The following is a 24594-nucleotide window of genomic DNA, read 5'->3' on the forward strand; positions in this document are numbered from 1 at the left end:
TTCGCCGGGGAAGCCGCGCAACTCAGGCCGGCCGCGAGATGTGGCGCCAGACGAACCAGCTCTGCAGCTCGTGCAGCCGGATCAACTGGCTGACGATCAGGTCGTTGGTGCCGTCATCGCCCAGCTCGGCCGCGGCGCGCGCCAGCGGCCGAGCCTCGCCGAGCACGAACTCGTGCGCATCCAGCAGTCGTTCGAGCTGATGGTGCGCGGTCTCGATGCCACGCGGCGCACGCGACAGGCGCGACTCGCTGACCACATCACCGGCCAGCGCATGCGCCACGCCGCCCAGGGTCTGCACGCGCTCTGCGAGTGCGTCCATCAGCACGACCTGCTCTTCGTAGTGCTTGTCGAACAGCTGGTGCAGTTCGAAGAAGACCAGGCCGGCGGTCTGCCAGTGCGACTTCTTGTACAGGTCGCGCAAGGCCATGGTGTGCGCCAGCAGGCGATTGAGCGCGGCCACGCTGGCATGGCGTACGTCGGCCGACAGGCCGATGCGCACGTCTGCGAGGCTGCCAAAGGCTTGGGACACTGGTGCGGTTTCGGGCGTGAGGGGGTGGGACATGTGGATCCTTTCTGCGAGAAGCCCATTGGAGGGCCGGCGCGCCGCGGCGGCATCGGGCGGGCAGCCGAGCCCCGTTCACCCATCCGGGACAGCGCGGCCTCTGCCATCTGGCCAGGGCCTCACGGCCCTACCTCTTTTTGGATATCGCTTTTCCGGCACGGCTGCCTACAGTGGCCACATCCTGCGACCTCCATTTCCATGCCCCAAGAAAGACACGGTCCGGCGAGCCGATCCCGATCGCCCCGACCACGGCTTTCCCAGCGCCTGGTCGCTTGCGCCCTGCTGCCTGGCCAGGCCTTTGGTGCTGCCATGCAGACTGCGCCCTTGTCCGCCCCCCGCGATGCGCCGGCCAGCGTGCAACTGCTGGCATGGAGCGCCGTGGTGCTGGCCGTGGTCGGCCTGGCCTGGGCCTGGCACGTCCGGCAGCGGAACCGGCGCAGGCGCGCCCGCACCGAGGACAGGCTGCGCGAGCGCGACCGGGTCGCCCTGGCGCTTTACGACGACCTGTTGCAGAGCACGCAGGGCCTGGTGCTGAACCTGCAGGTCATCGCCAGCCGCCTGCCGCCGGCCGAGGCCCCGCGCCACCAGCTGGAGGCTTTGCTCGACGACGCCGACGCCATCATTGCCGGCGCACGCGACCGGCTACCCGAGCTGGGCGACCTCGGCGCCGACGAGCCGGACCTGGTCCAGGCCCTGGTGCGCCTGGGCGCGGACCTCGCGCTGCGCCACGGCGTGCAGTTCAGCTTCCACGGCGACCCACGCCTGCCGCCGCTGCGCCCGGCCATGCGCCGCGAGGTCTTCTACATCGCCCGCGAGGCCCTGGCCAATGCCTGCCGGCATGCGCGCGCAGGCACAGTCGAGCTTGAAGTTCGCCACCGGCGACATTCACTGGTGTTCGAGGTGCGCGACGATGGCCGCGGCATCGACGAACTCGCACTGGCCGGCCCCGCCCGGCTCGGCCACTGCGGCATCATCCGCATGACGGAACGCACGGCGCGCATCCACGGCCAGCTGCTCATCCGCCGCCGCGAGACGGGTGGCACCGAGGTCTGCCTGCAACTGCGGCCGCAGCGCGTCTTCCGCCACACCCTCCCGCGCTGGCTGGCGGCGCCGCTGCAGCGGCTGCGCAAACGGCTCGCCGCGCACAGCGCCAGCCACCACCAGAAAGACAGTCCATGAACCCTGCCCCGCAGCCCGCTGCGCCCATCCGCCTGCTGGTGGCCGATGACCACATGGTCGTGCGCACCGGTATCGTCGGCCTGGTGGACGCCGAGGACGACATGACCGTGATCGCCCAGGCCGACGACGGCCACGCCGCGGTGGACGCCTTCCGCCAGCACCGGCCCGACGTCACGCTGATGGACCTGCAGATGCCCGGCATGGACGGCATCGAGGCCATCACCGCGATCCGAGCCGAGGCGCCGGACGCCCGCATCGTCGTGCTGACCACCTATGGCGGCGATGCGCAGGCAGTGCGGGCGCTGCGCGCAGGCGCAAAGGGCTACCTGCTCAAGACGATGATCCGCAGCGAGATGCTGAGCGCGATCCGCGCGGCGCACCAGGGCCAGGACTTCATCCCGCCGGCGATGGCCGCCGCCATCGGTGCACACGCCGGCCAGCAAGCGCTTTCGCCACGCGAGATCGAAGTGCTGCGCATGGTGGCCAACAGCGGCCGCAACAAGCTCGCCGCGGCCGAGATGGGCATCACCGAAGGCACCATCAAGGTCCACATGAAAAACATCCTGGCCAAGCTCGAGGCCAAGGACAGGGTGCAGGCCGTGATGATCGCGCTGCGCCGCGGCATCATCGACCTGGATACCTGACCCCGCCTGCGCACCTTGGGAGCACCGCTACCTCTTTTTGTGTACAGCCTTGAGACGACACAGTCCCTACGATCCTGATCAAGGACTCAGACATCTCATCACTGTTCAGGAAAAAGCCATGCCCCAATTCGCCGCCCTCGCCCAACGTGTCATCGTCAAGCACACCGAACCCATCCTCGCGATGGGCCTGATGTCCGCGCTGGGCCAGGTGCCGGAATTCGAGGTGTCGGTGGACACCACGGGCTCCGCGCAGATCGAACACGGCCGCGGCGCACGCGTGATCGTCTGCGACCACCAAGCCGCCATGCAGCTCGACAATCCCGGCCGCGCCGGCATCGTCGCCATGGCCGGCAAGCCGCGCGAATTCGAGATCCAGCGGGCGATGGAGAAAGGCGTGCTCGGCTATGTCGCCAGCGGCTGCAGCCTGGCCGAGCTGCAATGCGCCGTGCGCGCCGCGGCCCAAGGCCGGCGCTACCTCTGCCCGGTCGCTGCTCAGGAACTGGCCAACAGCCTCAGCACCGAAGCCCTCACCTCGCGCGAACACGACGTGCTGACCCTGCTGGCCCAGGGCTGCTGCAACAAGACCATCGGCAACCGCCTGGCCATCGCCGCCGGCACCGTCAAAGCCCACGTGCGCGCCATCCTGGCCAAGCTCGACGCCAGCACCCGCACCGAAGCCGCCAACATCGCCATCGCCCGCGGCTTGCTGCCGGAACCGACGGTGGCTTCGGCGGACACCGGCGCGTGGCGTGTGCCGGCGTTCATGCCGACGCGACAGGCTACCCCACATCGGATCATGGCGGCCTGAGGAGAAGCCTGAAGCTGGACGCGCACGGCCCTTTTCGTCCGTCGGCCACCTGGAGGGTCTTCGATGCCAAGCCCCACTGGCAGTTCTCGCAAGGATCGGTGGGCAACCACTTTTTGGATCTCGTTGCCCCTGCTTGTCCTGACGATAGACGTTTGCCTGGCGCCGCAACTCTTCGAAACTCGTTTGGTGGTCGGCCAAGTCAACGTGAACGATCTGCTCGCCGATCCTCCCTACCTGATGGGTACCCTCAAAGGCCACGAGGTCTTGGTGTCGATTGACGATTTCGAAGAAGCGCTGCCTCTCGGCGACTGGGACAAAAGAGAAACCGGTCTGGCGATTTCGGCTTTTGTCGACAACGGGAAAATCAAGCCTGCCGCACTGGCGCGCGCGGTTCTTCTTAAGCTGCAGCAGGTTTCGCCGCAAGATGCACAGGCGCTGCTCACGTTGCTCGGGCGGAAGCACGCTGCAGGTGAAGTGATCGCCTTCAGAGTGCCCCCTGGCCCGGAAATCGACAAGAGGTTCCCATTTCTCGGCCTCTACATCGCGCTTTTCGAGGAAGGTGAACACGTATCGACGGACGCTTTGGACAAGGTTCTGCCAAAACTCGTTTTGAAGGCAGGCGACGACGGCATTGAAAACCTTTTCATTCCGGCCATCGGAACGACCTGGAACAAACGGCAGGAGCTCGAGATCGGGGACTTCTACAAATCCTTCTTCTCCACACTTCCGCAATCTTCTCGCCCTTCACGCATCGACCTGTCTCTGTACAAACGGTGGCCGTCGTTCGAGATCGAAGGCGCTGCTCAATCCATCAACCTGTCCTGGCAAGACGCGTTTTCCCTGGGCAAACAACGAACATCTCTTGTTCACCACGACATTCGCACCTTGCTGTTGTTCATCGCGGTCGCCCTGTGGGCTTCATCCCGCAAGGTGCATTTGGGCACCAAGACCTTCTTGGTCATCACGTTCTTCTTTGGCGGCATTGGCTTGGCAGTGAATGCCGCCATCAGATCGGTCGCTGCCACATATCCCTCGGTCGAGTTGCCGGCCAACCTGTTCGTCCTGACCGTTGCCGCACTCGTCTACCCGATGGTCGTCACGTGGAACCCGAAGGACATCTTCGGCGCCTCTGCGCCGTGACTGCCAATCGCCGCCTCACGGCCCTCGATGGGTTGCCGGTGCAACTCGGCATTCGGCTGGCATTTGACGTGGTCTCGTACAGCAACGCATTGCCACCTTGGGTCGATCCTCTCGTGATCGACTACGGCGAGCGCGAACAAGCCATCGTCAGGCGCCTGAGGGATCTCTCACGAGGTCTGGTGGTTCCCAAACCATTCAGCATCCCGGTCCCCAAGCGTTCAGGGCAACTGAAAATTTGGAGCCAGCCATCGGTCAACGAGCAGATCATGCTGCAGACATGCGTGTCGGCGTTAGCGCCCGCCCTTGCGGCCGGGTGCCTTGATCCACGCGTCCACAGCTACCGCTACAACCGGGACCCTGACCTGCTGGCACTGATCGAGCCACAGCTGTTGGCCTGGGCCAGATTTCAAGGTGCAACCGATGCGCGCTGCAGGGCGGGTGATTGCCTGCTGCAGATCGATTTGCACGATGCTTTCGGTAGCATTGATCGCGCTCGATTTGCGCAATTCGTTTTCGCCAGAATCGGCCCCTCGCCAGCCGCGCACTTGCTCATGTCCTTGATCAACTCATTTTCGCCAGGGCCGGGCATTCCTTTGATAAACGATGCCGTCTTCTTCTTGGGCAATTGCTACCTCGGCGAGGTGGACAAGATCGTGGCCCGTTACGCCGGCGACTACATCCGCTTCGTCGACGACTACCGCATCTTTGGCTCCTCGACCGGTGCACTGGAGGCCGCACTCATCCAGATCAATCGCGATCTCGCCGAGCTCGGACTGCTAACCAACATCGCAAAGACCAAACTCGGTTCGGGCGAGGACTACTTGAACGCGACGCGCGGCACCAAGACGGCCAAGACCTCCGATGAGAACGGCTACATCAGTGCGGTCGTCCTGAGCGACGTGCCCACGCCCGAAGTCATGGCGGGCCTGTTGAACAAGGTCGTCCGCGACCCTGACGCCCAATTGACCGAAGGGATGGGCAGATACATCGTCGGGCTTCTGCGGCGCATGCTGAGCAATGAAGTAATCGCAAGGGACTCAGCTTACATGTCCAGTCCGCTGGCGGAGTTGCGCGAACTCCTGAGTGAAGATGGCAACTTCATGGATCTCTTCACAAGCCTGCTGCGTTCCTACGCAAATGGAGATCAGGACTGCCGAGCCATTTGGTTGCTGTACGTCAAACACGCCTGCCTCAGCCAAATCGACAACAAGCGCGTGCAAGCCAACGTCAATGAGGCTGCCCACGCCATCGCAATCGCATCCGCCGTCAGCGCTACGGTGAAGAACTGGGCTCGCGGGGTCTGCAGCAGCTTCACAGATGACCAGCTTGGCGCATTGCATGACTTGGACTATGCACGGCAGGGTGCGTCGTGCTGTGGAGGACGCCTTGCATAGAAGAACTGTCGTTCAGTCCGGCATCGCGATCTGCAGCGCCACCATCCTGGGCTCATTCGGGCCCCGCGGAGCGCACGCATTGAACCTGTCCTTCTATCTGGCCGGCGTCCGCTTCCACGCGATTGATGCATGCAACTTGCCGCACAGGCTCGACCCCGTCGTCTTGACCAGGGAAGATTGGCATCGAACACCTGCCTTTTCGGTGTCAACGGTCACCGGGAGCAGGCTGGGCCATGTGCCAATGGCGATCGCGCTTCGATTGCAAGGACGACCGATCGCTGAGGCGCATTTGACGGACGTTGATGTGCATGCGGTCACCTGGAAGCGCTACACGGTGGCCCTGCGCGCCTTGGCCGAAGGTTGATCGGCTTCCCCTCAAGCCCCCATGGGCGTGAGTTCCGCCGGCGCCTCGCCCCTGCAATCCGGCCTTGGCGTTGGTGTCGCATGCCAGGCAAGCTCGTTTCGGAATTTAAGGCGCGAGGCCGTCAGAGTCTGGGATTCGGTGTGAATTTCGGAATTTAGTGAACTACCGCGCCACCAAAGCCGAGTCATGGCACTATTTCGGAATTCCAGAAATTCCTCCTCCGGCCGCAAACCTGAGGCCATCATCCCGGGAATTCCGAAATGACTTCGAGCCTCACCGACCCCGCGCTCCTGCACATTACCGACGCGAGCACCCTTGGCCCAGCCATCCGAGCACGGCGTCGAGCACAGTCGCTCCGCATTGACGATGCGGCCTCCTTGAGCGGCGTTTCCGTCGACCTGCTCTCCCGCCTCGAAAACGGCAAGGGTTCCGTGCGACTGGACAAGCTGCTGGCGGTCTTGGACAGCCTGGGGCTCGCACTCGTGCTCGGCCCCAAGGACCATCCGATGATGCAGTCCGTCTTGCATCCCAGAGTCGAGCTTCCGGGGCAGCCATGAACTCGGCCACCGACGCCCCCATTGCGCCGCATGCGCTCACCCTCTGGGCGGATGACCAGAAGGTGGCGACGCTCGGCTACGAGGCCTTGAACGACCGGTGGTCACTGGACTACGACGCGGACTGGGTCGCGGCGCCGGGTGCGTTTCCACTGTCGCCCGCGCTGCCCTTCCAGCCCTCGGCCGACGGCCATGCCATCGGCGCAGTGAAGCGCTTTGTGGAGAACTTGCTCCCCGAAGGCCGCGCACTCGACATCACGGCCACGACCTACCGCGTATCGAAGTCGAACATCTACGCGCTCATCAGCGCACTGGGGACCGAGACCACCGGGGCGTTCCGCTTCTGGCGCTCGGATGAAGTGCCGCCCGTCGTCGCCGCCAAGCCGCCGCGTGAAGTGACCCGCGAAGAACTGGACAGACGAATCGCCGAGCGCGACCAGATTCCGCTGGCGGTTTGGGATGGCAAGGTCCGCATGTCGATTGCGGGCGTGCAAGACAAGTTGATGGTCTACCTGGACCGCCCGCTGAGCGACGGAGGACGCCTGTTGCTGGTCGAGCCGCCCCTGGCGTCGACCCACATCCTCAAGCCAGACCCTGCGCGTCAGGCAACGCCGCATCTGGTCGTCAACGAACACTTCTGCATGTCCTTGGCTAGTCGCATGCAGTTGCCGGTCGCCGAGGTCAGCATCTATCGGACACCAAGGCCGGTACTCGTCGTTCGCCGGTTCGACCGGCTTGTCGTTCAAGGCGTCGTGGAAGGTGCCGCGCATGGCGCCAACGAGCCCACCGTGAAGCGCCTGCACATCATCGACGCCTGCCAGGCCTCGGACCTGCCCGAGAGCTACAAGTACGAGCGGAACTTGGGGAGTGGCGAGCACGTGCGCAACATCCGGGAGGGCGTGAGCTTCGAAATGCTGTTCGAGCGCGTCGAGCAAACCGTCAACAAGGCCGCGGCGAGCATGACCTTGCTGAGGTGGGCCTTGTTCCAGTTCCTCATCGGCAACTCCGACGCGCATGGCAAGAACTTCTCATTCTTCGTGCGCCGCGAGGGACTGGACCCGGCGCCTTGGTACGACCTGGTCAGTGTGGTGCAGTACCCAGGCATCGCCCACGAGTTGGCCATGGCCTGGGGCGATGCCTTCTCGCTCAATGAGGTGAGTGCGTTTCAGCTGGCCGACTTTGCAAAGCGATGCGGGCTCGACAGGAACCTGCTCAAACGCGAGGCCGTGCGGCTGGCCAAGCTTGTGATGGCGCACGCGCCGACACAGGCCATGGCGGATGACTACATCGACGACGATGAGCGCGCCTTCGCAGGGCAACTCAGAGATTTCGTGGTGGGACAGGCCACCCGTTTAACCAGGCTTGCCGCCGAGTCGGCCAAGATAAAGCCAGAGTTTCTGTGACGCCTTGGTGCCCGTTGTACCCGCTCAAGCAGGTCAGGCATGCGCCGGAAAGCAAAAGCCCCTGCGCCCCACTGACGCTGGCAGCGCCGGCCCCGAAGGCAAACCGGACAGCCGCTGATGCCCGCCGAACTCCGTCGGCTCCAGCAGTTGGACAGGCATCTGCAGAAACAGCCCACAAGCAGTAGATTGCAAATACAGCTTTTAGCACGTAAGCTCCATTCACGCATCAAAGACTGTATGGCCCAGTTCACCGTACGCACCGCCGAGCAACTGCCATCGCTGCTGCAGGCCTTCCGAAAGGAAGCCGACCTGACCCAGGGCGAGGTTGCGTTGCGCCTGGGTGTCTCCCAGCAGACTTACTCGGCGATGGAGCGCAACGCCGACAAGGTGGGCGCCGCGCGGTTGCTGAAGTTGCTCAACATCCTGGGCGTCGAATTGGCGCTCGGGAAGCCCTCCCCCACGCCGGCACCCGACCCACCTGGTCAGCGCACCGCTACCGACAAGCCGGCTTGGTAGCCATGGGGCGCCGCTCTCACACCCGAACACTGGGCCTCTGGATGAACGGGGCCTACGTCGGCAACTGGAGCCTCGCGCCGAACGCGCCAGACACCCTCCAGTACGACGCGGCCTGGACCCAGTCCGAGCAAGGGCGCCCGCTGTCCCTGTCCTTGCCTTTCACGCCGGGCAATGCGCCGCATCGTGGCGACAAGGTCCGCGCCTATTTCGAGAACCTGCTGCCCGACAGCAAGGACATCCGGGAACGGCTGGCACGCCGCTTCAACACCGGATCCACCAGGGCGTTCGAGTTGCTGGCCGAGATCGGTCGGGACTGCGTTGGTGCGCTCGAAATCCTCCCTGAGGGCACAAGATCCACCGGCACCGCGCCCCTGCAGGCCGAGTCCTTGAGCGAAGCGCAAGTGGCCCAGGTCCTGCGCGGGACGACGACCCTGAATGCCATGGGCTGGGGCGGCGATGACGACGACTTCCGCATCTCGATTGCCGGCGCCCAGGAGAAGACGGCCCTGCTGCTGCGAGACGGCCAGTGGTGCCTTCCGCGTGGCAGCACGCCCACGACGCACATCTTCAAGCTGCCGCTGGGCCTCATCGGCGGAATGAAGCTCGACATGCGCGACTCGGTCGAGAACGAGTGGCTGTGCGCCTTGATCCTGCGCGAGTTCGGGCTGCCCGTTGCGACCTGTCACCCGCTGCAGTTCGAGGACGTGAAAGCCTTGGTCATCGAGCGCTTCGACCGCGCCTGGTGGACGCATCCTTCCGGGGAGAACCGCCTCGTCCGGCTGCCGCAGGAGGACATGTGCCAAGCCACCGGCGTGCCGCCCGAAGCGAAGTACGAAGCCGACGGCGGGCCGGGCATGGACCGCATCCTCGATGTGCTCGATGGCTCGACGACCCGCGAACAAGACCGCCGCGACTTCTTCAAGGCGCAACTGCTCTTCTGGATGCTGTGCGCCACCGACGGCCACGCCAAGAACTTCAGCCTGTTCCTGCGCCCCGGCGGCCGCTACCAACTGACACCGCTGTACGACGTGCTGTCAGCGTACCCGGTGCCGGGCAAGGGGCCATCGAACCTCCCACCGCTCAAGGCCAGGATGGCCATGGCCGTGCGGTCAACAAACGCGCACTGGAAGATGCGGGACATCCTGCGCCGGCACTGGCTGGCGCTCGGCAAACGGCATGGTGTGCTGACGGAAGATGGGCGGGAGATTGATTACCTGATTGAACAGATCGTCTCGCGAACACCGGAGGTCATCGCCAAGGTCGGCGCGGGGCTGCCGCAGGGATGGGACACCCAGGTGACCAACGCCATCTTTGCAGGGTTGCAAGACGCCGCGAAACGCCTCGCAGGCTGAATGCAAAAAGCCCTTGATCCGTTCGGAATCAAGGGCTTGCGATTTGGTGGCCTGGGGCGGAATCGAACCACCGACACGGCACCTCAGGAAGCTAACCCTATGAATTGGCAGAGTTTTTAAGTCTAGCGAACGGAGTTAAGTGTACCAAAAGAGGGTATCAATCAGGCCACCTCGCGCCAGTAGAGCCCTGTTGTCATCGGCGCGAAGACAGGGATCGAGCTGCTCAGACGCGCTCATCTCGGAACAATCCGGCGAAACGTCAGGTTGACCCGTGGGCCACAAGGCTTCGACTGCTTGTCGATGCCGTGCTTCCAGTTCTTCTGCGTGAGCCCCTTCATCAGCAGCAGGCTTCCCGAAGGCAGTTCCAAGCGGACGGGGCTCAGCTCAGGCCGAGTCTTGTGCTTGAGCACAAAAGTGCGAGTTGCGCCCAGGCTGACTGACGCAATAACCGGAGTCGGGCCCAACTCTTTCTCATCGTCGCTGTGAAAGCCCATGCTATCTCGATGATCGCGGTAGTAGTTCAACAGAACGCTGTTGAATCGCTCATTGACGAGGTCTTGCACGATGTCCCGCAACTTGGCGAGGGTGTCGGTCCAGAGCAGCGGCTCCAATGAGATGCCCGAGTACGAGTAAGTCCGCCCAACATCGCCATACCACGCGACCAGTCGAGGCTGCAGGTGCTTCTTCCCGTAGATAGTCACCGCCTCCTGCCGCCATGGGGTGCTGTCAATGAGCTCTCGCAGCACCTCATCAGTAGGCTCACCTAGATCAATCTGTCGGGCGAAACTGATCTCCGCATCCTCGATCTGAAGACGCTCAAGAGCCGGCTCGCTTGCGAACAGATCAAGAGTCATGGCTTGCGAAGGATGCGATAGCTCAGCGTGCTCTGAACCTTGGGAATCGCGTTGAACTTGGCGGTGTAGAAAGCGAGCTCGGACTTCTGCTCTGAACTGCGCGGGTACCACCGAACGTTCGATTCTTGCGAGAGGAGTTGCAACCCCGCAGTCTTCCACTGGTAGTCAAAGTAATTGTTGAAGGTGTCGCTACCGTTGTCGTCGTACAGAAAGATCGCACCCGACTTCGCCTCCTTAAACAAGCGCTGCCAGAACTGGGTGACGACACCGCTTCCGTCAAGCGCGTATACCTCAGATACGAAGTAGCTGAGGGTGAACACGTCAGCTTCAAGGAATTTGCGCTGTGACGTCCAGTCGGGATTGAGTACATCCATTTGCTGGAACGCCGTGTGGAGCTGAACGGTTGAGGAAGACAGCTTCATGTTTAGCTCGCTCCACGAGTCCGCCCAAGCCTGCTCCTTGTCGAGCAGATAGACCATCAACTTGTTGACAGCTTCCTTGCCAGCCGAGTCGGCAAGATACTTGACGACAGCTATGACGTCGCTCCCCGGCCCACCCCCGATGCAACTCACTCGCCCCACATCGGACTGGAAAATTTTACCACCGAGCGCCTGCGCTAGGATCGCCAGCAACTGAACAACGTAGTCTCCGTGACTTGCGGTGTACTTATAGACATACGCAAACCTAATCGCCGGATCTTTGTAGTCGATTGGAGCCCGTGTGGTCGACGAGAGCTGGGTGTAGCTCGTTGTCAGGTAAAGAAACCGGGACTTAATCTCGTCATCGACTTTAACCCCATATAGCTGGACCGCCTCCTTATAGAGTTCATCGAGCGTGATTTTGACCAACTGAAAAAGCGTCATCAGCAACCTCCCTTTAGTACCCAAGGATTGTCCACGAACACGGAGGACACTGAGGGAAAAATCAGAAAACCCTTGCTGCAAGAGAGCCGGCGACAGACCTAGCCAATCAGAGCTTGGTAACGGCAAGAAGCTCTTGTCGCAGCATCGCCAGCAACTGATCAATTTCCCCCCGTTCGCCTAGAGGCAGACAGTAGGCGAGGGCGAGGACCGCTAAAGGATGCAAGCCCATCCGCGCGGCTAGCTCGTCAACCTTGGGGAGGGTCGGCTGCTTGATCTTTCGTTCCAGCGCGCTGACATAGACCCGGCTGGACACCTCATCGAAGTCCTCCTGAGTGAGGCCCTGCGCCTTCCTGGCGAACAGAAACGCGGCGCCGAAGTCTGACTTGTTGTTGATGCTCACCAGCACAGTGGACCAATCCGCAACCTATAGGACTACAACCTAAAGGATTCATTGGTAGACTTGCTGTGCCCGCTTTTTTAGGAGCAGCCATGCGCGTCACAGCAATGTCCATGTTCGTGGACCTCGTCTTCTTCGGCATCCCTGGCATTGCTACAGGGGGCCTGGCCTACCGCAAGAACCGCAGCGCTCTCGCTTGGGGGACCCTTGGCTTTCTATCTCTCGGAATGGCGCTCATCGTCTTGGCGTTCATGCCCTTCAGATGCGAGCGGTGCTCCAACCCTCTGAGCAACAAACAGCGCCGGGAGAAAACATGCCCCGCTTGCGAGGAACTGGACCAGGAGGTGTACGCCTTCATAGACCCGATTCCGGATTACATCCCTGAGAGCACAAGAAAGCTCGCCTGAGTCGGCAACGGAAGCCCCCCGATTGGGCAACAAGGTCAGCCACTCTTATCCACCCAGATGGACTTCAGCAAAATGTTCGGACTCTTCAAGAAGAAGCAGCAGCCAGCCATGTCGCCGGGCGCTGTGTTGGGGCGATTCATATCGGGCGCCGCAGACACGCTCAGCGTGCAACTGGCCTTCTGCAGCCTCGACGCAAGCAGGTACCAAACATTCCTGCATGAGAAATTTGCACGCGGATACCTCACAGGGTTCTTCGACGCCGCGATCCAACTCAGCGGAATTCCAATAATGGACGGCGAAGACTATGCCCAACTCATCGCCGCGGGGCATGTTCGCCTGATGGGTGGCAGCAGGGCGAAGGCTGTGCCCTTCACCGTTGAATCACTGGATCTGCAGGGCGACCCTGACTTCGACTTGGGGCGACAGCATGGAGGAAGGGAATACTTTGACTTCATGGGAGAGAAAGTCAACCCAATGGGCTTAGCGAGGGTATACCACGCAAGCCAAGCCGAAGGCTGAGGCTGATACGCAGCGCCCCTGAAATTTCAAAAAAATTGTGGACTTAGGCGAGAGGGGATGTGACTCAATCGAGACGCCATATCCCCCCTGCCCGCCTGGACGAACCCATGCCCGATGGTTGTCGGAAATAGGGGCCTGCAATTCGGTACCCTACTAACAGAGAGAACCGAGTAAATCGAATAAAAGCACATCGCGCATCTATGTGCACTGTCCCCAGTGCAAAGCCTAATGAAGGCCTCTAAGAGCTTGATAGCCTGCCCGAGGCCAAGCGAGTAGCGCAGAAGCCTAGAAGTCCCTGAGCCCTTGAGAGTTCGAGAGTTCCAGAGTGTCCTCGTCCCCCGACTGCCAGAGGCCGTCCGGCTGGAAGCTCCGTAGTCTCAGATGTCCTTGAGTCTGCCCCGAGGCCCGCAGGCTTGGAAGAAGGCCCCGCAGGAAAGGGGCCTGTGCTCCGCGTAGGCCTTCAAGAAGCCTTCCTCTTGTTAGGCGCGCGCCTGCTGTGTAAGCAATGGCGGTTCAGACGGTTGGAGCTTCCGGGTACTTGGCGAGTTCTTCAGCCATCCGCCGCAGCGTCATAGAACCATAGTCCCGTGCAATGCCTCCGGTTCCCGCATGGCCTGTGATCGCGTCATGCACGTCTTCAGGGATGCCAACATCGCGGGATAGCGTCTTGAAGGTGTGGCGGAATCCGTGAATGGGACTGACTGAGCTATCCAGCTTCACAGTCTCTTTCAGGTATACCGCCCACCGTTTGCCGAAGTTCGCACCAAAGTAGCCACTAGGGCTTGGCTTCAAGTCTGGGAAGAGTTGCCCCTTTGTCGGCAACGACGATGCATAGTCAAGGAACCCTCGCTTGACCAAGTCCGGGTGTAGCGGAAGCAGACGCCGGCTGCCTTCAGTCTTGACCCCGCGGCTACCGTCCTCCTCGTCTTCTGCCGCAAGGATGTTCAGGTGCCAGATGCCATCAGGCGACTTCTTGACATCGGATGCCTTCAGCTGCGCAAGCTCTTCCCTGCGTGCTCCGGTGTAGTACAGCAACAGCGGCAGCCAGTACCAAGCCTTGCCGAACGCAGCACGCGGCGGTGCCCAATCTGTCTCCGTAAAGGCAGGGCTAGTGAAGATGGCCCGCAGTTCATCAGGCGAATAGTCCTTGCGCCGCCTGATCCCGGCCACTCGGCGTGTGGCAGCCTTGGCCGCACTACGACCGACGCCGCCAGCAATGATTGGGTTCTCGGGAAGCCGCTGCAGCCGCACACCATGACTCAGCACCGCCGACACCGCTCGAATGTGGTTGAGGATCGTCGGCTCAGACAGACGCGGCAGCCCCTCCTTCTCGGCCTTTGCTATCAGCTGAGAAGCATTGAGTCCCCGAGTCCCCTCCCCCTTGGCAGGCAAGCGAGCAAGCTCGGCACGATACCGGGCTACAACCTCGCGGTTGATGGCAGTGATGTCCAAGTCGCCCATCAACTCTGTGAAGCGCTGCACCGTCGCCTGAAAGCTCGCCAGGGTCTTGCGAGTTGCTCGCGTGTCGCCATCGTTGAGGGTCTTATCGGTGCTGTACTCATCGAACAGTGCCATGAGCTTCACCGCTTTCGACATGGACGGCTTGGGTCCCTCCGAGCGCAAGTGCTGTACAGGGGCCACGCCAAGCCCGAGCGCCAAATACCGCCCCTCGTATCGGCTCATGGCCCAATCAGAGAGCTTATGCAGATGCTCCAAGAATGCTGCGCTCAGATGTTCGGCTGCACGACTACCGGGCGCCGGTCGGGGCAACTTGTGCTTGCTGAGGGCCTTGGCAATGTGGGGAGCGACCACCGCAGCCCAATCGTCATTCGGCGGGCCATTCCCCTCCTCTGCAGCCGCTTCAAACGTGGAGTAGCTGGTAGCCCATTCACCCACCTCATCGCCACGCCCAGAGGCCGTTCTAGAGCCCTCCGCGAGCATTTCAGTGAACGCACCTTCCCGCTCAACGCGCGCCTGCTCCTCGCGAAACCATCTTGCGGCCAATTGATGCGCATCGCCGACGCCGATTGCTTCGACTCCGGCGAGCTGAGCCCGAGCGGCAGCAAAGGCAGCCTCAGCCTGCGCCCAGGCTTCTGCAAAACGGGCCTTGGCCTCCGCGGGCTCGCGGGTCTTCAGTGACTGCTTGAACTCACGCCCGAGAGACGCCCTCAATTCGGGTGGCACTTTGCGGCGCAGGTAGTAGATGCCGGAGGCGGGATGCTTGAACGGCTGAGCCATGAACGAACGACGACGCGGGATGCGGGTGCCAGCGAGTCTAGACGCAGTGGGAATTGATGCCACGGTGTACCTGCCTGGTGTACCAATCCAAGCGGGTTAGGCGTATGCCGGAAAGCAAAAAGCCCCTGATCCTGTTAAGAATCAAGGGCTTAGCGTTCCTGGTGGCCTGGGGCGGAATCGAACCACCGACACGCGGATTTTCAATCCGCTGCTCTACCAACTGAGCTACCAGGCCAATCACTTTGCTGTGCTGCAATCAAGCGTGTTGATGTGCGATCAGCGAAGTCAAACACTATAGCATGGTTTCAGGCGATGCTGCCGCGTTTGTTGCGGGTCAGGTCGACGCCAAGCTGCTTGAGCTTGCGGTAGAGGTGGGTGCGCTCCAGGCCGGTTTTTTCGGCGACGCGGGTCATCGAGCCATTCTCGCGGGCGAGGTGGAATTCGAAGTAGCTTTTCTCGAAGGCGTCGCGGGCTTCGCGCAGCGGGCGGTCGAGGTCGAAGCTTTGTTCGGGTTGCGGGCCGAGGTCCACCGGCAGCGCGGGCAGGCCGACGCCGCCAGTCATCGCGGATTCGACCGTCAACCCGATTTCGCCGCGGTAGGCGGTGGGCGCGCCCATCGGGGCCGGCGGGCGTGCAGGCGTGCGAGCCAGCGACTGCTCGACGGCACGCAGCAGCTTTTGCAACGTGATGGGCTTTTCGAGGAAGGCGATGGCGCCGTATTTGGTGGCCTCGACCGCGGTGTCTATCGTGCCGTGGCCACTCATCATGACCACCGGCATGGTCAGCTGGCCGCTGGCACCCCACTCCTTGAGCAAGGTGATGCCATCGACATCGGGCATCCAGATGTCGAGCAGCACCAGGTCCGGCCGCAGGCGCTCGCGCACCGCACGGGCCTGAGCGGCGTTTTCGGCCAGCTCGATGGCGTGACCTTCATCGGTGAGGATTTCCGACAGCAGGGCACGGATGCCCATCTCGTCGTCGACTACAAGTATCGTTGCCATGGATGTCCGAGACAGCGTTCAGGCGCCGGGTGGGTGGGCCGGGCCATTCACTGGAGGATCCTTCTGTTCAATGAAGCTGGAAAATGATAGCGAAACCTGCGCGCCCGACGGCGCATCGCTGCCTGCATTCTGGGGGGGCAGGTTGACGATGCGAACGCGCGCGCCGTGTTCGTCGGCAATTTTCTTCACCACCGCAAGTCCCAGGCCAGTGCCTTTGCTCTTGGTGGTGACGTAGGGTTCGAACGCACGTTTGAGCACCTTGTCGCTGAACCCAGGGCCATTGTCTGCCACTTTCAGGCGCACGGCCCGCACGCGGCCGTCTTCATGGCGCGCGATCTCGGTCTCGACGCAGACCTTGCCGTCTTCACGGCCGGCCAGCGCCTGCAAGGCGTTCTGTACCAGGTTGTGAATGACCTGGCGCAACTGGGTCGGGTCGCCCCGCACCAGCGGCAGCGCGGGAACGCAACGGGCCTGCAGCCGGCCGCGCTCCTGGTCGTCGCCATACAGGCCCAGTACTTCGGCGACCAGCTCGTTCAGGTCGGTGTCCTGCAGGCGCACCGCGGGCAGCCGCGCGTAATCGCGGAACTCATTGACCAACTGTTTCATCGCCTGCACCTGGTTGACGATGGTGGCCACCGAGCGCACCAGCATGGCCTGGTCGGTTGGCGATTCGAGCTTGGCTTCGAGCTTGTGCTGCAGGCGCTCGGCCGAGAGCTGGATCGGCGTCAGCGGGTTCTTGATCTCGTGGGCCAGCCGGCGTGCGACCTCGGCCCAGGCCTCGCTGCGCTGCGCCGAGACGACCTCGGTGATGTCGTCGAACACCACCAGGCGCGCACCGCCAACCAGCAGCGCGCCGCGCACCAGCAGCGTGATGCCGCCTTCGCGCTCGCTCTGGCGCAGCTCGAAGGACTCCTGCCAATGGTCGCGCTCGCCGTCTTCCGGGCTGCTCTGGTGCTGCGCGAAGCGCTGGTGGATCGCGGCGGCGAAGTCGGTCATGCCGGGCACCTCGCCCAGCCCGCGGCCCACGAAGACGGACAGCGGCGCGCGCAGGATGCGGGTGGCGCCAGGGTTCACGGTGTCGATCAGGTGGTCGCGGTCGAACACGATGACGCCAGCCGTCAGGCTGTCGAGGATGGTCTGCAGCCGCAGGCGTGCGCCTTCGAGCTGGCGCAGGCTGGCGTCGGCCTGCTGGCGGGCGCTGCCGAGCTGCTCGGTCATGTGGGCGAAGTTGCGTGTCAGCTCGCCGATCTCGTCGTTGGAGGTGAAGATCTGCTTGGCGGTCAGGTCGCCACGCGCGACCTGGCGCATGCCGTCGGCCAGCAGCAGCAGCGGCCGCGCCAGCTGGTTGCCCAGCACGACAGCCAGCAGCACCGCGCCGAAGACCGACAGCACCAGCGCCAGCGTCAGCGTGCCGATGTACATGCGGCGCAGGCCGTCGCGCGCGATGTGGCGCTGCTGGTATTCGCGGTAGGCGGCCTGCACGATCAGCGCATTGCTGGTCAGCGCGGTGGGCAGCGGCTGCAGCACCATGAGGTAACGGTCGGACTCGCCGGAGAGCTTGATGCGCGCATCCGGGATCAGCGCCAGCGCGCGAACCTGGGCCGGCTGCAGGCCGGCGGCGGCCGTGCCATCGTCCTCCAGGCCCTCCACCTGGCTGACCGACTGCACCGCCTTGGCCTGGCGCAGCAGTGCCGGTGCCGGCCGCTCGATGCCCAGGTCGGCCGTGGCGCTGGCATTGCTCTGCACCTGGCCATTGCCGTTGACGACCGCCACCTGCGTGGCGCCCAGTTGCTCGCGCAGGCGCTCCAGTTGCAGCAGGGCCGGGTCGCTGCTGCGCACCTCGGCCAGCCGGTCGGCCGCGGCGCGGGTCTTGTTGACCAGGTCCGAGGCCAGCGCTTCCAGCGTGCCCTTGCCCAGCGCCAGGCCGGCGTCCAGCGCGCTTTCGACGCTGGCATCGAACCATGCCTCGATGCTGCGGGAGACGAACTGGTAGCTGACGGTGTAGATGAGTGCGCCCGGCAGCACGCCGACCAGCGCGAAGATGCCCGCCAGCTTGATCAGCAGCCGGCTGCCGAACTTGCCGGCCTTGAGCCGGAACACCAGCCGGATGGCCGCCGCCAGCAGCACCAGCGCCAGCACGCCGGCCACGCCCACATTGACCCAGAACAACCAGACGAAGTGGCCGCCGTAGCCCAGCGGGCCCTGCACCACCAGCGACAGCACGACCGCCAGCACCAGGCCCAGGCCCGCTGCCACCAGCGTGGCAAGGCCCCAGCCCAGGCGCACGGAGTTTTTCATCGCGGGTCGGGTGGCAAGGCGCGTGGCGGGGGGCTGGATCAAAGGCTCAGTCGAGCTTCAGTGTGCGCTCGACGGACAGCCGCCAGTCGGACTGCACCGCCAGGTCCAGCTGCAGCGGGCGCGGCAGCATGCTGCTGTCCAGCCGGTAACTGAACTCGACGTAGTAGCGCTCGCTGGGGTCGATCTGCTCGGGTTCTGCAATGCGCCAGCGGGTGGCGCGCGAGATCATCGCCAGCGCGGCCTCGGCGCTGGGGTAGTTCTGGCTCAGCGCACCGAAGCTGACGCGCCAGCTGGAGGTGAGCGGCTGGTAGGAGATGCGCCAGGTGCGGGTGGCGCGGGCCACGCGCTCGTCGCGCCAATACCAGCGGGGGTGAAAGACCTGCGCGGAGGCGGTGAAATAAAGCGGCACGCCGCGCTGCAGCGCATCTTCGGTGGCACGGCTGAGCGCCAGCTTGACTTCAAAGTCCAGCGTCAGCCCGCCCTCCTGCCGGCTCAGCGAAAGCTGCGGCAGCTCGATGCCTTGCGCCCGCACCCCTGCCGTGTGGCCCAGCACGCCCAACCAAGCGGCCAGCAGCAGCCCGCGCACGCAGGCCGCAGCCGCGCAAGTCGCGCCGCGGCCAGTCGGGCCGGACATCCTCATGAGGAAACGCAGGGCCGCCCCAAGTTCCCTCACCCCCCACGGGGGGCGGACTGGGCGCAGCCCGGTCCTGGGGGCGCTTTCAAAACCCATCGGCATTCAGTCAGAGGCAGCAGCGGGCCGTTGCAGCAAGGCATAGTAAAAACCGTCGGCCAGCGAGGCTGACGGGAGATGCCTTGCATTGTCCGGCAGCGGCAGCAGGTGGCCGGGCGACTGGGCTGCGATGACCCCGGGTGCCAGCGAATGGCGTTGCAAAAATGCGTCGATCTGCCGAATGCCTTCGTCCTTGAACAAGGAACAGGTTGCATAAACCAGGCGGCCACCGGGCTTGAGCAGCGGCCACAGCGCGTCCAGCAGTTCGGCCTGGATGCGGGCCAGCGCCTGGATGTCGTCGGCACGGCGCAGCCAGCGGATGTCCGGGTGGCGCCGCACGATGCCCGACGCGCTGCAGGGTGCGTCCAGCAGGATCGCGTCGAACGGCCGGCCGTCCCACCACTGGCTGACCTGGCGCGCATCGGCCGCGCGGGTGCGCGCCTGCAAGCCCAGGCGGCGCAGCCCGTCGTCCACGCGGGCCAGGCGGCTGGCGTCGGTGTCCAGCGCCAGCAGGTCCAGCTCGGCCAGCTCCAGCAGGTGCGCCGTCTTGCCGCCGGGCGCGGCGCAGGCGTCCAGCACGTGGGCCCCGGCGGGCAAACCGCCAGCCCAGTCCCGCAGCAGCAGTGGCGCCGCACGTTGGGCCGACAGGTCCTGCACCGACACCAGCCCTTGTGCAAAGCCCGGCAGGCGGTCCACCGGACAGGGCTGGCGCAGCACCAGCGCCTGTTCCAGCCCGGGTCCTTCGACCGGGTCGGCTGCGATGCCGGCCTCCTGCAGTTGCTGAAGGTAGGCCTCGCGGCTGCTGCGGCGGGCGTTGACGCGCAGCGTCATCGGCGGGTGGCGCTGGGCTTCGCCCAGCAGCGCCTGCCAGTCGGCCGGCCAGTCGTGGCGCACTTTCTGGATCCACCAGGCGGGATGGTTCCACGCGCCTTCGGGCTGCTGCTCGGCCTGCGCCACCACTGCGGCACGCTCGCGGATGAAGCGGCGCAGCACGGCGTTGATGAAACCTGCGGCAGCCGGCACCTTGTGGCGTGCCGCGGTCACGGCCTGGTCGACCAGCGTGTGGTCCGGGTAGGGTGGTGCGTCGTCAGGCCACAGCAGCGCCAGCGCGCAGACCAGCAAGGCGTCCACCACCGGCGGCGGGTTGCGCGGGGCGAGCACGGCACGCGCCGCAGTGGCCGCGCCCAGCCTGCGCAGCACCGCAAAGGCCAGCGCCTGGGTGCCCGGCCGCGCGGCCGGCTGCACGCCGGCCAGCACATCGGTCAGGGAACGGCCGGCACGCACGGCCTGGACCGCGTCGGCACACAGTTCGAGCAGGCGGGACAGCGGAGGAGAGGGGTGGGCTGGGTTCACCCGCGGCAGTCTAACCACCCAACCCATCCAGAAGATTGCGACGGGCCGACCCCGCACGCGCAATGCGGCAGCCGCTGGCCGACAATGCGCTGGTCATAGAACCAGGCAAGGACCCCCCGGCATGGCCGAACCCAAGAGCCCGCGCGTTGCTGCGCCCATCCTGCAAGACGAAGCGCTGGCGGCGCTGCCGGTGTCGGAACGGGTGCGCTATCGCCTGGTCCAGGCCAGGCGGCGTTACCACGCCAACGACAACATTGCCGACTTCCTGCGCGAGGGTGAGTTGCAGGAACTGAAGGACGAGGTCAGCGCCAAGATGGCCGAGGTGCTGAAGGCGCTGGTGATCGACACCGAGAGCGACCACAACACCCAGGACACGGCGCGCCGCGTGGCCAAGATGTACCTGGAGGAAGTCTTCCGCGGCCGCTACCAGCCGATGCCGCCGGTCACCGAATTCCCGAATGCCTCCCGCCTGAACGAGCTGATGATCGTCGGCCCGATCACGGTGCGCTCGGCCTGCTCGCACCACATGTGCCCCATCCTCGGCAAGATCTGGGTGGGCGTGCTGCCCAATGAACACTCGAACCTGATCGGGCTGTCGAAATACGCCCGCATTGCCGACTGGATCATGACCCGGCCGCAGATCCAGGAAGAGGCGGTGATCATGCTGGCAGACGCCTTGCAGGAACGCGTCAAGCCCGATGGCTTGGCCATCGTCATGGAGGCGGACCATTTCTGCATGCATTGGCGCGGTGTGAAAGACAATGACACCGCGATGACCAACAGCGTCATGCGGGGCGCGTTCCTGAAGGACCCGAACCTGCGGCGCGAATTCCTGTCCCTGTTGTCCAAGAAGAGGTGAACCCCCGATGCTTGTGCGACTGATGTATGCCAGCCGGGCCACGGCAGAGATGGACCAGGATGCGCTGACCGGCATCCTGCAGCAGGCCCGCGCCACCAACCCGACGCAAGGCATCACCGGTGCGCTGTGCTTTGCGCACGGCACCTTCGTGCAGACGCTGGAAGGCGGCCGCGACGCGGTCAACAAGCTGTACCACCGCATCGCGGCGGATCCGCGCCACCAGCAGGTCGTGCTGCTGAACTATGCCGAGATCGCCGAGCGGCATTTCGCCGGCTGGGCCATGGGCATGGTGAACCTGACCCGGCTGAACCCTGGTCTGCTGCTCAAGTACTCCGAAACCGCGACGCTGAACCCCTACGCCGTGTCCGGCGCCGCGATGGCCGCGCTGTTCGACGAGATGGTCGCCACCGCGGCCATGATGGGCCAGGCCTGACGCGCAGGCACCGGCCCGGTGGCATTCAGAGCTTGGCCGCGGCGCGAAAACCGAACAGGCGGGTCAGCAGCCGGGTCGGAAACTCGGTCAAGGCCTGGTTGTAGGCCGCTGCAGCGTCGCTGAAGGACTGGCGCGCATAGACCAGCCGGGCGGCGAGCTCTGTCAGTTGCTGCCGCGAGGCATGCACGCCGGGCTGCTCGTCCAGCGTCGGCTGCTGCTCCAGCAGGGCATGCAGCCGCGCCATCGGCGAGGCCATGTCACGCTCGGCGGCCACCCAGGCCGCCACCAGCAAGGCACGGTATGGCCTGGGCCGCATGGCCAGGGCCGCCTGGCGCTGGCGCTCCTGCGCCTGCATCAGCACCTGCAGGCTGCCAGCCTCGTCGGCCAGCGGCTCGCGCACGGCGGCCAGCAACATGTCCAGGGCGGCGGCACGGCGCACCAGCAATTCATCGATCTGCACCCAGGCCTGGCCCAGCGCATTGCGCAGTCGCATCAGCCGGTTGTAGGCCCCCACCATCCAGAAGGCGATCACCAGGATCAGCGCGAGCTCCAGCAGCCAGCCGCCCACATGGCCAACATGCGTCAGCTGCAGCCAGCTCGGCCAGGCGGCACTGGTCGCCGGTTCGCTGGCCGGATCCGATGCCGCCAACGCGCCTTGCCAGATTTCCGGCGCGAACAGGCTCATGCGAACGCGCCCTGGCCGCCTTTGCTGGCGCGCCAGGCGGCAAAGCCCTGGGCCCGCAGCTCGCAGGCAGGGCACTGGCCGCAGCCGTAGCCCCATGCGTGGCGCTGGCTGCGGTCGCCGAGGTAGCAGGTGTGCGTGTGCTCGACGATCAAGTCGTTCAGCCTCTCGCCGCCCAGTTGCTCGCTCAGTTCCCAGGTCTGGGCCTTGGTCAGGAACATCAGCGGGGTTTCCAGCGTCATCGGCGTGTCCAGCCCCAGGCTGAGCGCGACCTGCATCGCCTTGAGCGTGTTGTCGCGGCAGTCCGGGTAGCCGGAGTAATCGGTCTCGCACATGCCGCCCACCAGCACCGAGGCGCCGCGCCGGTAGGCCAGCGCCGCAGCAAAGGTCAGGAACAGCAGGTTGCGGCCGGGCACGAAGGTGTTGGGCAAACCGTTGGCCTGCAGCTCGATGGCACGCGCATCGGTCAGTGCGGTGTCGGAAATCTGGCCCAGCAGCGCCAGGTCCAGCAGGTGGTCGTCGCCCAGCTTGCCAGCCCACTGCGGGAACTGTTCGGCGATCTCGCGCCGCACCACCTGCCGGCATTCGAGCTCGACCTTGTGGCGCTGGCCATAGTCGAAGCCCAGCGTCTCGACACGCGCAAAACGCGACAGCGCCCAGGCCAGGCAGGCGGTGGAATCCTGGCCGCCGGAAAACAGCACCAGGGCATGGCGGGAAGACGGCTCGCTCATGTCATCAGCCTCTGATTTCGCCCTGGCCCAGCACCACCCATTTCATGGACGTGAGGCCTTCGAGGCCGACCGGGCCGCGGGCGTGGAACTTGTCGGTCGAGATGCCGATCTCGGCCCCCAGGCCGTATTCGAAACCGTCGGCAAAGCGGGTGCTGGCGTTGACCATCACGCTGGCCGAGTCGACCTCGCGCAGGAAGCGCATCGCGTTCGGGTGGTTCGTCGTCAGGATTGCGTCGGTGTGGTGGGAACCGTAGCGGTTGATGTGGGCGATGGCCTCGTCCAGGCCCTGCACCACCTTCACGCTGACGATGGGCGCCAGGTATTCCTCGGCCCAGTCGGCCTCGGTCGCGTCCGCCAGCCTGGCGCCAGGCACGGCAGCGAGGATCGCCTTGGCGGCCGAGTCACAGCGCATCTCCACGCCCTTGGCCGCGAAGATCGCGCCGATCTGCGGCAGGAAGGCTGGCGCCGAAGCTGCATGCACCAGCAGCGATTCGGCCGCGTTGCAGGGGCTGTACTTCTGGGTCTTGGCGTTGTCGGTGACGACCAGCGCCTGCGCAATGTCGACCTCGGCGTCCACATAGACGTGGCAGTTGCCGTCCAGGTGCTTGATGACCGGCACCTTGGCCTCGGCGCTGATGCGCGCGATCAGGCCCTTGCCGCCGCGCGGGATGATCACGTCCACGTATTCAGGCATCGCAATCAGGCGGCCCACGGCGGCGCGGTCCGTCGTCTCGACGAGTTGCACCGCTTCGGGCGGCAGGCCGGCTTCGGACAGCGCGCGCTGCACCAGTTGCCAAAGCGCCAGGTTGGAATGGATGGCCTCCGAGCCGCCGCGCAGGATGCAGGCATTGCCGCTCTTGATCGCCAGCGACGCGGCCTCGATGGTCACGTTCGGCCGGCTCTCGTAAATCATGCCGAACACGCCCAGCGGCACGCGCATCTGCCCCACGCTGATGCCGGTGGGCCGGCGCTTCACGCCGGTGATCTCGCCGACCGGGTCCGGCATCGCCGCCAGTTGCTCGCAACCTTCGGCGACCGTGGCGATGACCTTGGGCGTCAGGCGCAGGCGGTCGACCATGGGCGCGGCCAGGCCAGCAGCTTCGGCGGCGGCGATGTCCTTGGCGTTGGCCGCGGCCAGCGGCTCGCCAGCTTCGCGCAGCAGCCGGGCCAGCGCGCTCAGCGCATCGTTCTTCACGCGGGTGCCGGCGCTGGCCATCGCGGTCGCGGCGGCGCGCGCCGCCACGCCCAGGTGGTCCATGTAGGCAGGAATGTCGTGCGGGGTCATACCGGGATTATCCCCGGCCGGGGCCGCT

General features: G+C 64.6%; 26 protein-coding genes and 1 tRNA gene. 14 read left to right on the top strand and 13 right to left on the bottom strand.

The genetic code is table 11. The annotated features are described in order from the left end of the window. Positions 1 to 22: 22 nt before the first annotated feature. A complete protein-coding gene (locus LRH25_RS04860) occupies positions 23 to 562 on the bottom strand; it encodes a Dps family protein (RefSeq protein ID WP_141291522.1) in 540 nt (179 codons plus the stop codon). Between the two features lie 324 nt (positions 563 to 886). Between LRH25_RS04860 and LRH25_RS04865 the strand changes: the two genes are divergently transcribed. From LRH25_RS04865 to LRH25_RS04910, 10 genes are all read left to right on the top strand, one after another. After that, positions 887 to 1741: a sensor histidine kinase gene (locus LRH25_RS04865; RefSeq protein WP_231010279.1), complete on the top strand. Its 855-nt coding sequence runs from the start codon at positions 887 to 889 to the stop codon at positions 1739 to 1741. Next, positions 1738 to 2385 carry a response regulator gene (locus tag LRH25_RS04870; protein WP_141285769.1) on the top strand — a complete coding sequence of 216 codons (648 nt, stop codon included), beginning with the start codon at positions 1738 to 1740 and terminating at the stop codon, positions 2383 to 2385. The genes LRH25_RS04865 and LRH25_RS04870 overlap by 4 nt, the downstream gene beginning before the upstream one ends. A gap of 118 nt (positions 2386 to 2503) precedes the next feature. Next, positions 2504 to 3193 carry a response regulator transcription factor gene (locus LRH25_RS04875; protein WP_141285771.1) on the top strand — a complete coding sequence of 230 codons (690 nt, stop codon included), beginning with the start codon at positions 2504 to 2506 and terminating at the stop codon, positions 3191 to 3193. 63 nt (positions 3194 to 3256) lie between these two features. Continuing rightward, positions 3257 to 4333 (top strand): hypothetical protein, encoded by a 1077-nt coding sequence (locus tag LRH25_RS04880; protein ID WP_141285773.1) that lies wholly within the window; start codon positions 3257 to 3259, stop codon positions 4331 to 4333. Beyond that, entirely contained in the window at positions 4330 to 5727 is a 1398-nt protein-coding gene (locus LRH25_RS04885; protein ID WP_141285775.1) for an RNA-directed DNA polymerase, read from the top strand. Before LRH25_RS04880 ends, LRH25_RS04885 begins: the two co-directional genes overlap by 4 nt. 79 nt (positions 5728 to 5806) lie before the next feature. Continuing rightward, positions 5807 to 6091: a hypothetical protein gene (locus LRH25_RS04890; RefSeq protein ID WP_141285777.1), complete on the top strand. Its 285-nt coding sequence runs from the start codon at positions 5807 to 5809 to the stop codon at positions 6089 to 6091. A gap of 260 nt (positions 6092 to 6351) precedes the next feature. Next, positions 6352 to 6648, top strand: coding sequence for a helix-turn-helix domain-containing protein (locus LRH25_RS04895; RefSeq protein WP_141285779.1), 297 nt, complete (start codon positions 6352 to 6354; stop codon positions 6646 to 6648). Beyond that, positions 6645 to 8048: a HipA domain-containing protein gene (locus LRH25_RS04900; protein ID WP_141285781.1), complete on the top strand. Its 1404-nt coding sequence runs from the start codon at positions 6645 to 6647 to the stop codon at positions 8046 to 8048. The genes LRH25_RS04895 and LRH25_RS04900 overlap by 4 nt, the downstream gene beginning before the upstream one ends. Before the next feature lie 237 nt (positions 8049 to 8285). Further along, positions 8286 to 8564: a helix-turn-helix domain-containing protein gene (locus LRH25_RS04905; RefSeq protein WP_141285783.1), complete on the top strand. Its 279-nt coding sequence runs from the start codon at positions 8286 to 8288 to the stop codon at positions 8562 to 8564. Positions 8565 to 8566: 2 nt separating this feature from the next. Next, the gene (locus LRH25_RS04910; RefSeq protein WP_170200754.1) at positions 8567 to 9916 is read left to right on the top strand and encodes a type II toxin-antitoxin system HipA family toxin; all 1350 of its coding nucleotides are present in this window, start codon (positions 8567 to 8569) and stop codon (positions 9914 to 9916) included. Between the two features lie 233 nt (positions 9917 to 10149). Here the strand turns inward: LRH25_RS04910 and LRH25_RS04915 are convergent, their stop codons facing one another. The 3 genes from LRH25_RS04915 to LRH25_RS04925 form a co-directional block, all read right to left on the bottom strand. Continuing rightward, positions 10150 to 10770, bottom strand: a complete 621-nt coding sequence (locus tag LRH25_RS04915) for an alpha-ketoglutarate-dependent dioxygenase AlkB family protein (RefSeq protein ID WP_141285787.1) — start codon at positions 10768 to 10770, stop codon at positions 10150 to 10152. Next, positions 10767 to 11633 (bottom strand): hypothetical protein, encoded by an 867-nt coding sequence (locus LRH25_RS04920; RefSeq protein WP_141285789.1) that lies wholly within the window; start codon positions 11631 to 11633, stop codon positions 10767 to 10769. The genes LRH25_RS04915 and LRH25_RS04920 overlap by 4 nt, the downstream gene beginning before the upstream one ends. A gap of 106 nt (positions 11634 to 11739) precedes the next feature. Beyond that, positions 11740 to 12033 (bottom strand): helix-turn-helix domain-containing protein, encoded by a 294-nt coding sequence (locus tag LRH25_RS04925; RefSeq protein WP_375140559.1) that lies wholly within the window; start codon positions 12031 to 12033, stop codon positions 11740 to 11742. A gap of 110 nt (positions 12034 to 12143) precedes the next feature. On the opposite strand from LRH25_RS04925, the gene LRH25_RS04930 reads away from it, so the two are divergent. Next, positions 12144 to 12437 (top strand): hypothetical protein, encoded by a 294-nt coding sequence (locus LRH25_RS04930; protein ID WP_141285791.1) that lies wholly within the window; start codon positions 12144 to 12146, stop codon positions 12435 to 12437. Between the two features lie 57 nt (positions 12438 to 12494). Then, complete coding sequence (locus LRH25_RS04935) at positions 12495 to 12956, top strand: hypothetical protein (protein WP_141285793.1); 462 nt, start codon at positions 12495 to 12497, stop codon at positions 12954 to 12956. Between the two features lie 513 nt (positions 12957 to 13469). On the opposite strand, the gene LRH25_RS04940 is transcribed toward LRH25_RS04935, so the two are convergent. The 6 genes from LRH25_RS04940 to rsmB all read right to left on the bottom strand — a co-directional run bounded on the left by LRH25_RS04940 (position 13470) and on the right by rsmB (position 20603). Beyond that, entirely contained in the window at positions 13470 to 15194 is a 1725-nt protein-coding gene (locus LRH25_RS04940; RefSeq protein ID WP_141285795.1) for a site-specific integrase, read from the bottom strand. 159 nt (positions 15195 to 15353) lie between these two features. After that, positions 15354 to 15429: transfer RNA gene (locus tag LRH25_RS04945), tRNA-Phe, on the bottom strand. 70 nt (positions 15430 to 15499) lie between these two features. Continuing rightward, entirely contained in the window at positions 15500 to 16195 is a 696-nt protein-coding gene (locus LRH25_RS04950) for a response regulator (RefSeq protein WP_141285797.1), read from the bottom strand. A gap of 18 nt (positions 16196 to 16213) precedes the next feature. Continuing rightward, a complete protein-coding gene (locus tag LRH25_RS04955) occupies positions 16214 to 18493 on the bottom strand; it encodes a sensor histidine kinase (RefSeq protein ID WP_141285799.1) in 2280 nt (759 codons plus the stop codon). Positions 18494 to 18539: 46 nt separating this feature from the next. Next, positions 18540 to 19127 carry a DUF4390 domain-containing protein gene (locus LRH25_RS04960; RefSeq protein WP_231010280.1) on the bottom strand — a complete coding sequence of 196 codons (588 nt, stop codon included), beginning with the start codon at positions 19125 to 19127 and terminating at the stop codon, positions 18540 to 18542. 102 nt (positions 19128 to 19229) lie between these two features. Further along, positions 19230 to 20603, bottom strand: a complete 1374-nt coding sequence (gene rsmB / locus LRH25_RS04965; RefSeq protein ID WP_231010281.1) for a 16S rRNA (cytosine(967)-C(5))-methyltransferase RsmB — start codon at positions 20601 to 20603, stop codon at positions 19230 to 19232. 94 nt (positions 20604 to 20697) lie between these two features. Between rsmB and folE the strand changes: the two genes are divergently transcribed. Both folE and LRH25_RS04975 read left to right on the top strand, forming a co-directional pair. Further along, the gene (gene folE, locus LRH25_RS04970) at positions 20698 to 21435 is read left to right on the top strand and encodes a GTP cyclohydrolase I (protein ID WP_141290132.1); all 738 of its coding nucleotides are present in this window, start codon (positions 20698 to 20700) and stop codon (positions 21433 to 21435) included. Between the two features lie 7 nt (positions 21436 to 21442). Then, positions 21443 to 21868: a BLUF domain-containing protein gene (locus LRH25_RS04975; RefSeq protein ID WP_141290131.1), complete on the top strand. Its 426-nt coding sequence runs from the start codon at positions 21443 to 21445 to the stop codon at positions 21866 to 21868. Between the two features lie 25 nt (positions 21869 to 21893). Here LRH25_RS04975 and LRH25_RS04980 read toward each other — a convergent pair whose 3' ends face one another. The 3 genes from LRH25_RS04980 to LRH25_RS04990 are packed head-to-tail and all read right to left on the bottom strand — an operon-like array spanning position 21894 to position 24566. Next, the gene (locus LRH25_RS04980) at positions 21894 to 22553 is read right to left on the bottom strand and encodes a LemA family protein (RefSeq protein WP_170201040.1); all 660 of its coding nucleotides are present in this window, start codon (positions 22551 to 22553) and stop codon (positions 21894 to 21896) included. Further along, the gene (gene queC, locus LRH25_RS04985; RefSeq protein WP_141290129.1) at positions 22550 to 23281 is read right to left on the bottom strand and encodes a 7-cyano-7-deazaguanine synthase QueC; all 732 of its coding nucleotides are present in this window, start codon (positions 23279 to 23281) and stop codon (positions 22550 to 22552) included. Before queC ends, LRH25_RS04980 begins: the two co-directional genes overlap by 4 nt. A gap of 4 nt (positions 23282 to 23285) precedes the next feature. Beyond that, positions 23286 to 24566: a glutamate-5-semialdehyde dehydrogenase gene (locus tag LRH25_RS04990; RefSeq protein WP_231010282.1), complete on the bottom strand. Its 1281-nt coding sequence runs from the start codon at positions 24564 to 24566 to the stop codon at positions 23286 to 23288. Positions 24567 to 24594 lie beyond the last annotated feature (28 nt).

Source organism: Ideonella azotifigens (assembly GCF_021043325.1).
Classification (GTDB): Bacteria; Pseudomonadota; Gammaproteobacteria; order Burkholderiales; family Burkholderiaceae_C; genus Ideonella; species Ideonella azotifigens.

Coding starts and splice junctions, on each gene's coding strand:
- LRH25_RS04860 (WP_141291522.1), bottom strand. CDS start 562: ATGTCCCACCCCCTCACGCCCGAAACCGCACCAGTGTCCCAAGCCTTT.
- LRH25_RS04870 (WP_141285769.1), top strand. CDS start 1,738: ATGAACCCTGCCCCGCAGCCCGCTGCGCCCATCCGCCTGCTGGTGGCC.
- LRH25_RS04875 (WP_141285771.1), top strand. CDS start 2,504: ATGCCCCAATTCGCCGCCCTCGCCCAACGTGTCATCGTCAAGCACACC.
- LRH25_RS04880 (WP_141285773.1), top strand. CDS start 3,257: ATGCCAAGCCCCACTGGCAGTTCTCGCAAGGATCGGTGGGCAACCACT.
- LRH25_RS04895 (WP_141285779.1), top strand. CDS start 6,352: ATGACTTCGAGCCTCACCGACCCCGCGCTCCTGCACATTACCGACGCG.
- LRH25_RS04900 (WP_141285781.1), top strand. CDS start 6,645: ATGAACTCGGCCACCGACGCCCCCATTGCGCCGCATGCGCTCACCCTC.
- LRH25_RS04905 (WP_141285783.1), top strand. CDS start 8,286: ATGGCCCAGTTCACCGTACGCACCGCCGAGCAACTGCCATCGCTGCTG.
- LRH25_RS04910 (WP_170200754.1), top strand. CDS start 8,567: ATGGGGCGCCGCTCTCACACCCGAACACTGGGCCTCTGGATGAACGGG.
- LRH25_RS04915 (WP_141285787.1), bottom strand. CDS start 10,770: ATGACTCTTGATCTGTTCGCAAGCGAGCCGGCTCTTGAGCGTCTTCAG.
- LRH25_RS04920 (WP_141285789.1), bottom strand. CDS start 11,633: ATGACGCTTTTTCAGTTGGTCAAAATCACGCTCGATGAACTCTATAAG.
- LRH25_RS04930 (WP_141285791.1), top strand. CDS start 12,144: ATGTTCGTGGACCTCGTCTTCTTCGGCATCCCTGGCATTGCTACAGGG.
- LRH25_RS04935 (WP_141285793.1), top strand. CDS start 12,495: ATGGACTTCAGCAAAATGTTCGGACTCTTCAAGAAGAAGCAGCAGCCA.
- LRH25_RS04940 (WP_141285795.1), bottom strand. CDS start 15,194: ATGGCTCAGCCGTTCAAGCATCCCGCCTCCGGCATCTACTACCTGCGC.
- LRH25_RS04950 (WP_141285797.1), bottom strand. CDS start 16,195: ATGGCAACGATACTTGTAGTCGACGACGAGATGGGCATCCGTGCCCTG.
- LRH25_RS04955 (WP_141285799.1), bottom strand. CDS start 18,493: ATGAAAAACTCCGTGCGCCTGGGCTGGGGCCTTGCCACGCTGGTGGCA.
- LRH25_RS04960 (WP_231010280.1), bottom strand. CDS start 19,127: ATGTCCGGCCCGACTGGCCGCGGCGCGACTTGCGCGGCTGCGGCCTGC.
- rsmB (WP_231010281.1), bottom strand. CDS start 20,603: ATGGGTTGGGTGGTTAGACTGCCGCGGGTGAACCCAGCCCACCCCTCT.
- folE (WP_141290132.1), top strand. CDS start 20,698: ATGGCCGAACCCAAGAGCCCGCGCGTTGCTGCGCCCATCCTGCAAGAC.
- LRH25_RS04975 (WP_141290131.1), top strand. CDS start 21,443: ATGCTTGTGCGACTGATGTATGCCAGCCGGGCCACGGCAGAGATGGAC.
- LRH25_RS04980 (WP_170201040.1), bottom strand. CDS start 22,553: ATGAGCCTGTTCGCGCCGGAAATCTGGCAAGGCGCGTTGGCGGCATCG.
- queC (WP_141290129.1), bottom strand. CDS start 23,281: ATGAGCGAGCCGTCTTCCCGCCATGCCCTGGTGCTGTTTTCCGGCGGC.
- LRH25_RS04990 (WP_231010282.1), bottom strand. CDS start 24,566: ATGACCCCGCACGACATTCCTGCCTACATGGACCACCTGGGCGTGGCG.